The organism is Pseudomonadota bacterium, assembly GCA_018817425.1.
Taxonomy (GTDB): Bacteria; Desulfobacterota; Desulfobacteria; order Desulfobacterales; family RPRI01; genus RPRI01.
Genome location: JAHITX010000063.1, coordinates 20,637 through 34,613 on the forward strand (window position 1 = coordinate 20,637; position 13,977 = coordinate 34,613).

General features: G+C 41.7%; 14 protein-coding genes. 5 read left to right on the top strand and 9 right to left on the bottom strand.

Features of this window, described 5'->3' with window-relative positions:
* The first annotated feature begins 38 nt into the window (after positions 1-38).
* The 3 genes from KKC46_11005 to KKC46_11015 are packed head-to-tail and all read left to right on the top strand — an operon-like array spanning position 39 to position 2,373.
* On the top strand, positions 39-929 hold the full coding sequence (locus KKC46_11005; GenBank protein MBU1054341.1) for a DUF1848 domain-containing protein: 891 nt from the start codon (positions 39-41) through the stop codon (positions 927-929).
* Positions 926-1,198, top strand: coding sequence for a Smr/MutS family protein (locus tag KKC46_11010; GenBank protein ID MBU1054342.1), 273 nt, complete (start codon positions 926-928; stop codon positions 1,196-1,198). The genes KKC46_11005 and KKC46_11010 overlap by 4 nt, the downstream gene beginning before the upstream one ends.
* Positions 1,199-1,206: 8 nt before the next feature.
* Complete coding sequence (locus KKC46_11015) at positions 1,207-2,373, top strand: TraB/GumN family protein (GenBank protein MBU1054343.1); 1,167 nt, start codon at positions 1,207-1,209, stop codon at positions 2,371-2,373.
* Here the strand turns inward: KKC46_11015 and KKC46_11020 are convergent, their stop codons facing one another.
* From KKC46_11020 to KKC46_11060, 9 genes are all read right to left on the bottom strand, one after another.
* A complete protein-coding gene (locus tag KKC46_11020) occupies positions 2,374-2,529 on the bottom strand; it encodes a 4Fe-4S binding protein (protein MBU1054344.1) in 156 nt (51 codons plus the stop codon).
* Between the two features lie 54 nt (positions 2,530-2,583).
* Entirely contained in the window at positions 2,584-4,086 is a 1,503-nt protein-coding gene (locus tag KKC46_11025; GenBank protein MBU1054345.1) for an FAD-dependent oxidoreductase, read from the bottom strand.
* Positions 4,087-4,196: 110 nt separating this feature from the next.
* Positions 4,197-4,961: a glucose 1-dehydrogenase gene (locus KKC46_11030; GenBank protein MBU1054346.1), complete on the bottom strand. Its 765-nt coding sequence runs from the start codon at positions 4,959-4,961 to the stop codon at positions 4,197-4,199.
* 37 nt (positions 4,962-4,998) lie between these two features.
* Positions 4,999-5,391 (bottom strand): nuclear transport factor 2 family protein, encoded by a 393-nt coding sequence (locus KKC46_11035; protein ID MBU1054347.1) that lies wholly within the window; start codon positions 5,389-5,391, stop codon positions 4,999-5,001.
* Positions 5,392-5,402: 11 nt separating this feature from the next.
* The gene (locus tag KKC46_11040; GenBank protein MBU1054348.1) at positions 5,403-5,891 is read right to left on the bottom strand and encodes a VOC family protein; all 489 of its coding nucleotides are present in this window, start codon (positions 5,889-5,891) and stop codon (positions 5,403-5,405) included.
* A gap of 69 nt (positions 5,892-5,960) precedes the next feature.
* On the bottom strand, positions 5,961-7,955 hold the full coding sequence (locus KKC46_11045) for an FAD-dependent oxidoreductase (GenBank protein ID MBU1054349.1): 1,995 nt from the start codon (positions 7,953-7,955) through the stop codon (positions 5,961-5,963).
* A gap of 39 nt (positions 7,956-7,994) precedes the next feature.
* On the bottom strand, positions 7,995-8,441 hold the full coding sequence (locus tag KKC46_11050) for an SRPBCC family protein (GenBank protein ID MBU1054350.1): 447 nt from the start codon (positions 8,439-8,441) through the stop codon (positions 7,995-7,997).
* A 15-nt stretch (positions 8,442-8,456) separates the two neighbouring features.
* Positions 8,457-10,088 (bottom strand): FAD-binding protein, encoded by a 1,632-nt coding sequence (locus tag KKC46_11055; GenBank protein ID MBU1054351.1) that lies wholly within the window; start codon positions 10,086-10,088, stop codon positions 8,457-8,459.
* Positions 10,089-10,188: 100 nt separating this feature from the next.
* Complete coding sequence (locus KKC46_11060) at positions 10,189-11,511, bottom strand: DUF1329 domain-containing protein (protein ID MBU1054352.1); 1,323 nt, start codon at positions 11,509-11,511, stop codon at positions 10,189-10,191.
* Between the two features lie 575 nt (positions 11,512-12,086).
* Here KKC46_11060 and KKC46_11065 point away from each other — a divergent pair.
* The gene (locus tag KKC46_11065; protein MBU1054353.1) at positions 12,087-13,808 is read left to right on the top strand and encodes a helix-turn-helix domain-containing protein; all 1,722 of its coding nucleotides are present in this window, start codon (positions 12,087-12,089) and stop codon (positions 13,806-13,808) included.
* A complete protein-coding gene (locus KKC46_11070; protein MBU1054354.1) occupies positions 13,801-13,968 on the top strand; it encodes a hypothetical protein in 168 nt (55 codons plus the stop codon). The genes KKC46_11065 and KKC46_11070 overlap by 8 nt, the downstream gene beginning before the upstream one ends.
* Positions 13,969-13,977: the final 9 nt, after the last annotated feature.

A 13,977-nucleotide genomic window follows, 5' to 3' on the forward strand; every position in this document is an offset into this window, starting at 1 on the left:
AAAGAAACATGGGTTTTTGTTAGTGCTAAAGCAACCATATGATAATAAGCGCAAGCAGAAGAACTGATATCCCGGCTTTTTACAGCAGATGGTTTATGAATCGCATTCGTGCTGAATTTTGCACAGTTGCAAACCCCTTCAATCCGGCTCAAATTTCAAATATTTCTCTATCTCCTGAAAACGTTGATCTTATTGTGTTCTGGACACGCAATCCAGGCCCAATTATTCCTTATCTAAAAGAACTTAATCAAAGAGGCTATCGTTTTTATTTTTTATATACTCTTATGAATAACCCGAAACTTCTTGACCCTAAATCTCCTTCAGTGAAACACTCGCTTAATATATTCAAAAAGCTGTCCGATCTTATCGGCCCCCAAAAGATTATTTGGCGCTATGACCCAATTGTTTTAAGCAATATTACAGATATTAATTTTCACAAAAACAACTATGAAAATATAGCAAAATCTTTGCGCGGTTATACGCAACGCTGCATAATAAGTTATTTAGATATTTACCGAAAGATAAAGGGCAGGCTTAACAAGCTGTCTGATAACGGTTTTATTTTCAATGAATGCGATGATAATATATTTGATCTTTCCGGTTTTTTAGCTCAAATTGCTGCTGAAAATAATATGCAAATACAAAGCTGTGCCTTAAAAAAAGATCTTAAAAAATTCGGCATTTTTCCTGGTAAATGTATAGATGATGATTATATTAAAAAAGTTTTTGGAATAGATCTTGATCTGAAAAAAGATCCTTCTCAAAGAAAAGAATGCGGATGTGTTTCAAGTAAAGATATTGGAATGTATAATTCCTGTCTCTATGAATGCCAATATTGTTATGCAACAACCAGCTTCGAAAAAGCGGGAATTAATTATCGCAGCCATAACCCTTGTGCATCTTCGCTGCTTAAAACTGATATAAAATGAAACCGGTTAAAATACCTATTGAAGATTCAATCGATTTACATACATTCAGGCCCCAGGATGTTTCCGATCTTCTTTCCGAATATTTCGAAGAATGTATTGCAAACGGCATCTATACTGTGCGTATAATACACGGTAAGGGCAAAGGAATACTTAAAAATAATGTTGCGCAAATTTTAAAGAAAAGTCCTTATGTTGTATCATTTAGCGATTCGCCGCCTGAAAGAGGGGGCTGGGGCTCTACTATAGCCGAACTTAAAAGGAGTAAATAAATATAATAATGGAATCCAACAACCACAATATGGTGCATCGCCTGTTTGCCGGAGATAAGGAAATCATTCTTGTAGGAACCGCTCATGTGTCAAAAGATAGCGCTGAACTTGTCAATTCGGTAATTAACGAAGAAAAGCCCGATACCGTATGTGTAGAACTATGTGAATCAAGGTATCAGGCTATAGAAAAAAAGGACATGTGGCAAAATACCAATATTGTAAAAGTTATAAAGGAAAAAAAGACTTTTCTTCTTCTTTCAAATCTAATTCTCGCATCATTTCAGAAAAGAATTGCAAAAAAATTTGATATAATTCCGGGAATGGAAATGGTTCAGGCCATCATAGCGGGAAAATCCATCGGTGCCAAGATACATACAGCAGATAGGGATATAAGAGTAACTCTTACAAGAGTATGGCGTAATATCGGATTTTGGGGAAAAGCAAAGCTTATTTTCCAACTGATTCTTTCATTAGGAGATGTTGGAGATATCACGGAAAATGATATTGAAAAGATGAAACAGGAAGACGTGCTTGAAACTCTTCTTGCAGAAGTAGGGCAATCTCTTCCTGCTTTAAAAAAGATATTGATAGATGAAAGAGATATGTATCTTGCCGAAAAAATTAAAACAGCTCCGGGAAACAAAATTGTAGCTGTAGTAGGAGCCGGTCATGTAAAAGGTATAAAAGCTAATTGGGACGATGATATTGATATAGAATCACTTGAAACAATTCCTCCCAAAAGTAATATATCAAATGCTTTCCAATGGATTTTCACAGCCGGTATCTTAATACTGTTTGTTTATGGTTTTTATTACGGCGGAGCAAAGGCCGGTGCGGATATGATAACCTGGTGGATACTTATAACAGGTGTCCTTGCAGGGATAGGCGCAGTTGTCGCCATGGCTCACCCTCTTACGATTTTATCTTCCATGCTTGCTGCACCATTAACTACTCTGCATCCGCTTATAGCTGTTGGATGGGTTTCAGGGCTGGTGGAAGCCTATTTCAGCAAACCTAAAGTTAAAGATATAGAAAGCTTACCTGAAGATATTCTTTCTATACGAGGCTTCTGGAAAAATAAAGTTACCAGAATACTTCTTGTAGTTGCCTTTACGAACTTAGGCGCTTCTATAGGAACGTTTGTTGCGGTACCTCTGATGATAAAAATGCTTTAATCATTTCGTTATGTAAACTACCACAGTAATCGCCTGGAACTCACAGACCGAACGGCATGCATTGCATCCACTGCAACGGGATATATCGATAACAGGCGGCTGTTTAACTTCACAGCCAATAATTGCACCCTCTGGGCATTGTTTCACACACAGCATACAGCATGTGCACTTATCCGCATCGATTTTCACAGGCAACTCCGCAATGTTGTTTTATTTTACAAAAAGTTTACGCCCAAGAACGCGCTCGGCTACTTCAGCTCCGGTTCGCAATGCACCGTCTGCCGTTACCCTTCCGGTAAACATTCCTGCAAAATAGAAGTTATCTACAGGCGTAACATTTTCAAACTTTGCATGACTTGAAAACATTTGCTGATTATATTCTGCGTAAACAACAGGCGAAAAGCCTGCCATCATCCACTCGACATTCTCATCAAAATCACTAATCCAGCTTCTCAAAACAGGAAGCACGGTATCTGCTGCATATTTTTCAACAACACTAAACTCTCTCGGTACCTTGTAGAGAAACGTATTTATGTAAAGTAATTGCTTACCTTTTGGAGCTGAAGCAGGATTTAGATTCGAGTATGTTTGTATACCTCCGATCGCATGTCCATGGTCATCAAGGATTACAATCCAGGCTTCGGTATTTACCAGCTTATGCTTTAAGCCAATGTGTACATTGACAATTTGCACGTCATATCTTTTTGCGCCATCTTCAATCGTTTTGACTCGCTGAGTAAAATCGTCACGATATGGATTTGGGAAGCTTCCCATATCCAACAGTCCGATTCTATAAGCAACTTGCGGCGAAACATTGCAGACAACAGAATCGGCAGCAATGAACTGATCTTTGCCACCACGCTCCACAATGACACCTGTGGTCTTACCACCTTCAATTGTAATCTTCTTTACCAAAGCGCGCGTGTGTATTTCACCACCGCTTTCTCTTATGACATCTGCATAGGGCTCATACATAGCAGCAAAACCACCATACCGCGGATGAGTTGGATAACAATACGAAAATTGATTTGTGGTAAGACCGGCAAAAAGCACAAGAACCAGATATGTTGAACATGTGGCAACTGATTCTGCCGGGATTAAAATGCATATAGTTGCAAGATTGATGACCCATGACACGACTTTTTCATTGCTTGTTCTTTGCCTGATGAATTCCTCAATGGGGATATAGGGAAGGTTCTCCAACAAGTCATTATATGTCTCAAAATTAACTGTTGCAATGGCTTTTCCGAGATCGACCATCATTAAGGCAACAAAGCGTTCTATTTCATTAATGTCTTCATCAATCAACTCAGTATAGATTTTCTTTAGAGTCGCTCTGTCGTAATCTGGAGACAATGGCCATAGTTTTGTAATTGGCATCTCCTTACCCTTCCAAAGCAGGAACATGGATTGGCCTTTAATTACATTACATGTGGTAGTTATCCCGGCAAGCTTCGCTACTTTGTCTCTATCCGGAGTCTGGCCAGGCACGTGAATCACATAATGTCCGCCTTCATCCAGCCAGTAGTCATTAAACTCTATTGCACGGGCAACACCGCCAACAGTATTGTTTCTCTCAAATACTAAAGTTTTAAAGCCATTTTTGGCCAAAACTGCACCGCAAGCTAAGCCGCCCATGCCGGCACCAACAATCACACAAGTTTTCTGACTCTTCTTTGTTATGTCCTCTTCCTCAAAAGATTTTATTTCCATAGCTCTCCCTCTTTAAAGCCTAATTGAAACATTAATTAATTATTTGGTAACGTTAATAAAATTCTGGTAGTTAATAGTTCTTAAAAAAAATATCTTAATTATTCCTTTCATCAGGATAAAAGCATTCCGCCATCAACTGCCTGCACGCTTCCATAAACAAAGGATGCCGAATCGGAGCAAAGCCAGATTACTGCTTCGGCGATATCTTCCGGTGTACCAAACCGCTTTGCGGGAGTCCTATCCATGAGCCATTTTTCAACTTCAGGTTTACTGGCCATATACTCCTTCATCATAACTGTTGGGATAACACCAGGGCATACCACATTGATCCTGATTCCATCCTTGGCATATTCCAATTGAGCGGTCCTGTTAAGGCCAACCACCCCATACTTGGCAGCCACGTAATCGGATGCTCCAGGTGAAGGGAATCCCAAAGCTGCAGCCGATGCGGTATTGACAATTACTCCTCCCCCTTGTTTGAGAAATTGAAGGATTTGATACTTCATGCCCAACCAGACTCCTATAAGATCTACGCTTATGGTACGCATAAACATCTCTACCGTGCGTTCGGCCGTTGGAACAATTGCCGAGTTGTGGGCTGCATTGTTAAAAGCGCAATCCAGACGGCCATAGGAGGAAACAGCCTTTCCAACCATTGCCTCAGCATCTTTTTCCTGCGAGACATCGGCTTCAAAAAAGACTGCTTCTCCGCCGGAATCCCTGATCATTGCTACGGTTTCTTCACCTCCTGTCACATTTATGTCTGCGACAACGATATTTGCTCCTTCATTGCTGAAGGCAAGGCTGGTGGCTCTACCAATCCCTGAGCCTCCCCCCGTTACCAAGGCTACTTTATCTTGAAATTTTAAACTCATGTTAATACCTCGTTATAAATTGTTAACCCCCTTCTTGTTATCCGTATAAAATCTCCTTAACATGCAAGGTATCCATATACTCCCTGATCGCCCGAACACTTCCTTCCTTAACCTCAAATAACCAGTGATATGTATTTTGGTAGATCTTATCTTTCGCTATCTCCGCGTATGAGCTGCCCCCAACCGCAACATAATCTCCTTCTCCGATTAAGTGGGTAACAGTTATCTCTATACCTTTAGGAAAAGCCGAGCTTAAAAAAGACATTATTTCCGGAATTTTTTCTTTTGGATATATACCGGAACCGGGAAGATTTCCGGCAACCCACCATGTGGCATCGTCTGCCAGCAAATTAAACGCTTTATCATAGTTGCCCTTTGAAATGTTTCCGATAAAAGCCAATACAATACTTTTGTTCTCTTCTATGCTCATATCCAATCTCCTTAAGGTTTGTCGGCCTGCCAACCGGATGGGGGTTTATATAGTTCTATACGGGTACCATCCGGATCGGTACAGAAAATCAACACAGCGGGATCACCACCGGTAGTAGAGTCAAGAACAGTTCTGGTTGTATGTAAAATCCGGGCGCCACAGGCTTCAAGATGCGCCGCAGCTTTGTCTACATCTTCCACAATAAAGGACAGATGAGTTAGCCCACACTGGTTCATCGGCCTTAAATTGCCGGATGCAAAGGCATCGGGTTCCTTAAAGTAGATTAACTCTATTATTATACTTCCAAGAGTCAGCATTTGGCTTGTCATTTCCACTTTGCCTGAAAGGCCCAATAGATCATTAATATCGTTTTTCGATTCAAAAACAGCGCCTTCCATAAAGCCAAAGGCATCTTTGTAAAAATGTTTGGCACGCTTGATATCTGAAACACAAATGCCGATATGGGAAAAAGTAGCGTTAAGTACAGACGTAGTTGTCATTTTATCACCTTCCTTTTAGAAGAAGCATTAAACTATTTAACGGTAAAAATAGTATAAATGTTATAAGTTTCAGATACTACAGGCTATATTAAATCCATCATGGATCGATGAATGCAGGTATCGGTGGCTGCTGCAATCGCCTATGAGTTCAACCCGCCCGTTGAAAGCGGATTTTTGAAGCTGTTCAAATAATTCGTCATTGGGCAGATTATAGCCTGCGTATACCACATGATCTGCATTTATAAGTTTTGCAGCTTGGCCAACAAAAGAGCCAACTTTTACAGCCCCATGTGCCGAGACATCAGCCAAATAACTGTGGGTATGCAAAGTAAATCGTCCAGAAGCATTGAGCCGACGCAATGCAGGGCGTGATCGCCAGGATACTGCCATCTGCGGTGCCAAATCGCCGAAACGGGTAACATATTCTACTGAAACTTTATTTTGAAGCAAATATTCAGCCACACCCACAGCTTCATAATGACCTCTATCATCCACAAGCACCACAGTTTTACCGGAATCAATAACAGCGCGTTTTTCCAGAAGGTCGGGAACATTTACCAATAGCGGCGTCTTAAGGTTTTCCAGTACTACAACTGGTGCCCCTATTTGCCATACATCATCACGCGGCCTCGATCCGGTTGCCAGCAAAACAACATCGGGGTTTGCTGCCAGTATGTCATCGAGATCTATATAGGTACCGGTATGAACGTTAACCCCCAGACTGTAAATCTGGTCTTGCAACCAATGACACACGTCGTAAAAGCCCCCCAGATAAGGGATAGTCTTCACCAGTTTTAATGCACCGCCAAGAGTAGGAGTCGCCTCATACAGGTGTATCTGATGGCCTGCCAGGGCAGCCACTCGCGCGGCCTCCATACCCGCAGGGCCGCCGCCAACCACCAGCACCTTTTTAGGAGTACTCGTTTTTGGGATCGCTGTTTGAGGAAATTCCGACTCCCGCCCTACCTGGACATTTACTGTGCATTGCAGAGGTTGTCCGGAAAAAATATTACCCACACACAATTGATTACAGCCAATACATGCCCGAACCGATTCTGCTCCCTGCTCTATAGTTTTTTTAACCAGGTATGGATCAGCAATGGTAGCACGGGTCATGCCTACCATGTCGGCTTCACCCTGAGAAATAACCTGCTCCGCTTCTTCCAAAGTGCGGAAACGGCCCGAGATAAAAGTTGTCAGTCCGGTTTTCTCCCGTACACCACTGTTCCAGTTCAGTTCCACTCCGGTTGGAGTATGGACGGCAGGAACCATAGCTTCCGGGTTGTGGTATCCACCCATAGACATATTAATATAGTCAACCAGTCCGTCAGCCTTGAGCATTTTAAGCACATCGACAATTTCGTCTATGATCAAACCGCCTTCAAGAGCTTCGGGACCTAGGCGCAGACCAACAATAAAGCTGTTCGATACCGATCTGCGTATGCCGGTCAGGATTTCGCGCAGGAACCTGGATCGGTTTTCCAGACTGCCGCCATACTCATCTGTCCGTCGATTGCTCCATGGAGAAAGAAATTGCATAACCAGGTAACCGTGAGAACCGGCTATCTCACAACCATGAAGGCCTCCTTTTTCACAGCGTACTGCCGCTGAAGTATAAGCATTCACCAGTTCACGGATTTCCTCATGATTGAATGCCCTTGTCGGCATTCCCGTGTACATGCCCGGCAATGCAGATGGTCCCTTTTTCACATCGCGCCAGTCTGCATAAATGCCACCACCATGCCAGATTTGTTGAATAATTCTCATGCCCGTCGGTTTGATCGCCTTCATCAACTTTTGGTAACCTGGAATAACATCGTCACTCCAGCATAATATTGTGCACGGAACGAAGTTTGAAGATTTATGCACAAAACCGGGAGCCAAAACTTCCAACCCCACTCCGCCTTCAGCCCTAGCCATATGATAAGCAATGTACTGATCGCTGATAAGTCCATCGGTACCAGCAAAAAAGGTGGCATGAGCAGTACGAACAATACGGTTTTTAATGGTCAGCCCCCGAATTGTGAGAGGCGACAAAACGCGCTTATAATTTTCATGTACCATCTATTTACTCCTTCCATCTTTTGATTATCTTCTTAAGACTTATGCTTGAAGCCTCTCTATCTCTTTCGAAATATTTTCTGCCATCTCAACGGTTACAGGCTTGAGCATTGGTTTTAACATCACATTAACAAGCGGTCCTATCATCCCACCTGCATTAAGAGTAAGCTTGAAATTTAGTTCAGTATTATTATCCGGAATGGGTAAAGCTAAGAACCTGCCTTCTCCGGTTAAACGTTCATTTATTCCCTCAAGTATAAACTTTACTTTTTCCGGTTCAGACCACTCCGTTATAAACACTTTGAAGTGCACCACCCGGCACAAAACACCTACATCTCCTTTCAGCGTCCATACAGATTCTTTTTCGTTAAGCTCTTCGTGCTTCTGGTAACCTTTCAAATATTTTGCCCAATTATTCATCACACAAATAAAATCCCATACCGATTTCAATGGCGCCTTCACAAACGCTTTATGTTCAACCCAAGGCATACAATAACCTCCTGTTCATTTTGTCATATGCTTTGCGGCGATGTAACCGAAAGTCATGCTCTGTGCAAGAGTCTGACCGCTTGTCATTCCACGACCTAATGCCAGATGTGCTGCCGTGTTCGGTACAGCGTACAAACCCTGGATCGGCTCTCCGCGAACATTTATAACTTGAGCGTTAGCGTTAGTGACAAGACCACTTTTGGTGCCCAACACAGATCGAATTGCCTTAAACCCATAGAAAGGTGGTTTTTCAATTGTTCCAAGCGAAGGATTCGGCTTATGGAAAGGGTCCCCCCAAAATCGAGCATAGGCAGAATCCCCCCGATGAAATTCCGGGTCTTTTCCTTTTCTGGCATAAGAGTTGAAATTATTCACTGTTTCATCAAGTGTATCAGGATTAATTGCCAGTTTCAGCGCAAGCTCCCTAAGACTCGATGAACAGTTCATCCACTCCGGGGCATTGTCATCAGGCATAACAGAGCCAAAGACATACTTTGTTTTGTGGTTATGATCGTAGATCAGGTAGCAGGGCAAGTTAGGATAGATCTGCTTTGAACCATCAAACCTTACCATATCCTCCTCAGCGGTTTTGTACATACCTTCATTCGTGAACCGCTTACCTTGTTGGTTAACCATAATCATGCCCGGGCGAGCCGGCTCTTCAACAAAAATACGGTAAAGAGTTTTGCCTTCATGTGTCTCACCGGGAATGGCAAGACAGGTTCCTGCTGATTCATCCAGATGTGCCCAAGCCGCTCCTGCCTCCAAAGCCATAATATGGCCGTCACCGCAGTTTGAGGGTGGAGTTGAAGCTTCGAGTGTCGGTGAACAATTAAGGCGTCTCAAATTCTCATTCCACTCGTAACCCCCGCATGCCAATATAATACCAAGCCGCCCTTGAATAAATACTGTTCGGCCCTCCTGTTCCGCTTTGATCCCGACAATCCGGTTGGTATCATCCCGGACAAGTTCAATGCCCCTCGTCTGCAACATTATATTTACTTCTCGATCAAGACATGCTTTCATAAGATGTCCTATCAAAGAAGAACCAAAGCCGACGATGCCATCTTCCATTCGTTTTGCAAGGAGCCCCCAATCCCAATTGCTTATCTTGCAATAACCACCCCATTTAATCAGTTCGGGAATATTACTGGGTATCGGAAGATGGGGCGAAAGTCGTAATTTATTTTGCCAATCTCCCAAACGCTTGCTGTCAAAGATTTTGGGTTGGAGGGCTCTGCCTTCAGTGGTACCGCCCGGATGCTCAGGATAATAGTCAGGGCAAGGGCGAATTACTTCCATTTCCATGCCTGCCTTCTCTTCAATATACTCCAGCATCTCCGGCGCGGTATCGATAAAAGCCACCGTAAGATCCTCGACATGATGTCCACCGCCCGTGTGGCGTATATAAGTCAAAGCATTTTCTCTTGAATCTTTAATGCCAAGTTTTAACATATGTGGATTGTTGGCAATCCACAGCATGCCTCCGGAATATGCGGTTCCACCGCCTATTTTATCGGTAGTTTCCAGCAAAAACACTTCTGCCCCACATTCCCGGCCAACAATGGCTGAAGTTAAGGCCCCACTTCCCGAACCCACAACGATAATGTCGGTTTTCACATCCCAAGAATCTTTTGTATTCAGCATAAATTTTCCTTTCTTATCATCTCATTTAATAGTTCATGCTTACATTGAAATTCTGCTTTGAGTTTTTACTACAAGTGCAAACATTATGTTTGCTCAGACACTACTTAGACAGCAGCAAGAAATTACTTACGCTAAAAAAACTGGGGTCCAGTTTTGAAGCTGGCATATATAAAAAAACTTCAGGATCGGGAGCACGGGATGATATTGTAGCATGACGGATTTTTTCATCTACAAAGAGCACAGAATCATAATCCCCTGTATTATTTTTACCGGTCGGAGCCTCACTATAATGCACGAAAAAAGTTACCCAGGTACGAAATTCACCGGATTTTTCATATATCTCCTTATACCAGATAGTATAAGTCTCCTGATCAATATAATTTACGTGCAATCCCCAGTTATAATACGGATCTTTAGGCATTTGCTCCACGACCCACACCTTTCTGGGAACATAGGTTACAACACCCGGCGCAGGCGCCCAGGCAGCGCCTTTAAATCCCGGTACTTCATAATTTAATTTGAAAAACCAGCCTGTGAAAGGATATTTCATAGTAAGTCTTCCATCAGGTAATTCTTCCGCAGGAATCATTTCAGTGCTTGTAAACGAAACAAGTATTGTCTTCTCTCCCACACACTTCCATTTCATGGAACGGTCTTTGCCACTCCACCCGTAACTAACATCCAGCCAAGCATCAGAACCCATATATGGATCCGACCTTGCCGTCGAGGGTGTCTGTCGAATCCTCCGAATGGCAGGGACATAGGCATAATTGGTATCGTTCCTCGCATCCATAAAGATGTATGCCAGTGTGTTAGTTCCTTTCATACTCATCGGCACCAAAGCATTTAGAAGTTCATACCATTTAACATGATCAGTATTCCTGGTTATTTCCTGACCCGGCGGTCTGCCTGTTGCATAAAGACGGTAATCATAACCACCAACATAACGTTCCTCTCCTGATGTAGTTATCCACCTTGTATGCTGAAGTACGCGCGTACCCATAAAACGAAATAACTGATAATCAAAGTTCGATATAATTCTACTTCCGGCCTTGGGATCTATTTGATCAATTTTGGGAAAAGGATACCCGTAGATATTGTATAGTGGAATCTTCCCCGTATTCTTTTCAACTAAATCACCATCGGGACTTATGTCGAATTTCCCGGCATTCTTCATGCCTGCAGCAATAAAACTGTCCTGATGCTTGTATTTAAAGTTTATAGCCCCCGGCGTAATAATAAAATCGCCCCTTTCAACAGCACGGTACATAGCCGGAATTAGAAGATCTTTGTACTGAGCACAGTTGGTCTTGTCGATCACTTTCGGTAGATACACAGCCTGAACTGTAGCTCCACAAAAAAACAGAACAAGCAAGGAACACAGTGAGCCCCCTATATACTTTAATATTCTATTTCTTTTCATTTTCACCTTTTCCTCCTTCTCCCTTTTCAATTGTTATAATTAACTTTCTCTTGGGAACTAAACAGCCCTTTTGAGGATCGCATTAACTTATAAGCGCTGTCAGGCAAGACATGAAGCAACAAAAGGGCTGTTTAGTGCCCGAGAGCGTCTCTAACACGACTTTAGCTGATAATTGTAGAAATTTTCCACATATCCCCGGATGTAAAAGCAAGAAGGGAGATAGCGTTTTCAACCGTTATATTACTGGACGTTGCAAACACTTTCGGGTCAGTCGGCGCAGGGATATATTCCGGAACGTCTATTGTACCAAACTGATACCAACCTTACCTTATGGCAGAAGTATAATAGGAACTTGCTCTAAAGCACTTTAAGCATTCTTCCTGCATAACAAATCTCATATTTTTCTAAATAAGAAGACATGGCAGGCATTATTGTTTTCCTGTTACCTTTATTGAACCGATCTTGAGATGGAAAAAAATATTATTAATTTGTTCTCCATATGCTCCTTTCCATACTTCTCGTTTATTGGATTCTTGACAATAAAATATCAGCAAATTATAATATATAAAAATTAATTGATTATTGTTGACCTGCTAAATACTATTATTATGAATTATCGTATATTGCCAAAGGTTCCTGATGAATTAAACCTGCGAGCTTGTAGTTGGCGAGATTATAGATACTTCATGGAGCAGAGACAAGGAACAATGTTTTCCCCCAATAATATCGTCCTTTATAAATCACTCGGTTTTCTGCTGAAGGATTATCGAAAATGGCAAAAACTAAGTCAGGAAATCCTTTCAGAATCGATAGGAGTGAGTGTTCGTGAATTGCGGAATTGGGAAGCAGGTCGCCGCCGCGCAGGTATTGAAAATCTTCACGATATTTCAGAAGTTACCGGCATCCCGATGCAGGTTTGCCTAGCTCTCAATGCAGATCAGCCCATTTGGTATTCACTGCGAAAAAGGCTATTCATGTATTCTTCGTTAGAAGAAGCGCAATTTTATTCCTTCGATTTACTCGAATACAGCGAAAAATCCGAAGACAATACCCTGCTGAAGAAAGTTGCTATTACAAAAAACAAGCACATTGACCTGATTCTTTCATGTCACAAGGATCTTTACGATCCCAAAAGGCCTTTGCAACGAGATGTGTTTAAGGCCGCTAGTTTTATTCTTCCTGATTTGAATTACATTTTAACAGATTACTGGAACCATTATATAGCCCATGAAGTATGTTTGCCCATAACATTGGATGCATATAACAAGCTTAAGAAACAAGATAACATTGAAAATTACCTAAAAAGTGAAATGATCAGTGATATTATCGCTCAGGGTGAAGGGGTTTTTTTCTATTATTCTTCATTCGCTAGCAACATTAGCGCCTCTTTCTGGGTAATCATGGATGCTATGCGAGCCCTCTCCAAAATAAAACAAAAAGAACGATACCTGCTTGCCAGCCATACGGTCATAAAAGAATCGGCTATAATCCAGAATAATTTGGGCATGAGCTTAGGAAGGGACTATAGGCATTTGCAAAACGAACTTTGTCCTGCAATCTATGAAATGGGATTGGATTTTCATCCGAAAATAAATGTGCCTGACAGATGGGATGTTGAGAAGATTGCAGCGGAAGGTCATGCAATGAATGTAGCAAGAAGAACCAAACAATTATGGTCACCAGCAAATCCCAGTAATAAACAAAAAAATATTATCCATTCCTTTAAGGAACATTCTCCAAATAAAATTGATCAGCACGCTGTATTAACTGTTGATAAAAATGCTGTATTAACTGTTGACGCTTCCTCTTCAAATAGTAAAAAACGAAACTGCCAAAAAAAATTAAAACCGCAACTGCCTAAACATAAGATTGGAATTAACGTATGCCCTAACACAAAATGCGCACTATATGCTAAATCAGATAAAGCGAATATTATTTCCAATGGTACATTCCGATTAAAAGATGGAACCAACTTACGCCGATATATTTGCAAAGAATGCGGCAAATCATTTTGCAGTAAAACATCGGGCATCTTTTATGGATTAAGGTCTCCCGATGAAAAAATTTTGAACGCTCTCAAACTTTTAATTAAAGGAATGTCCTTACGAGGCGTGGCAAAAACTATTGGGGTTGAGTTCCGCACCGTAAGTTTATGGCTCAAAGTTGCTTCCAAACAAAATAAAAAAATAAACACCATACTCATAAAAGAACCGGATGTCTCTCAGGATGAACTGGATGCTTTTTGGGCTTTTTACGAAAAGCAACTCTCTTTGGCGAAGAGCAAAGTCTTTGAATAGCAGAGAGGGAACAAAGCAATTAACAGCACCAACAATATTATCTTCCATGCTTGCCGCATCATTAGCTACTCTTCAGCCGCTTGCAGCGGGACTAACAAGCGGTGGGAAAGAGAAAACTCTTTCCCACCAAGCAAAAAGACGCTTTTTATTTTTGAAATAAACCAACTAA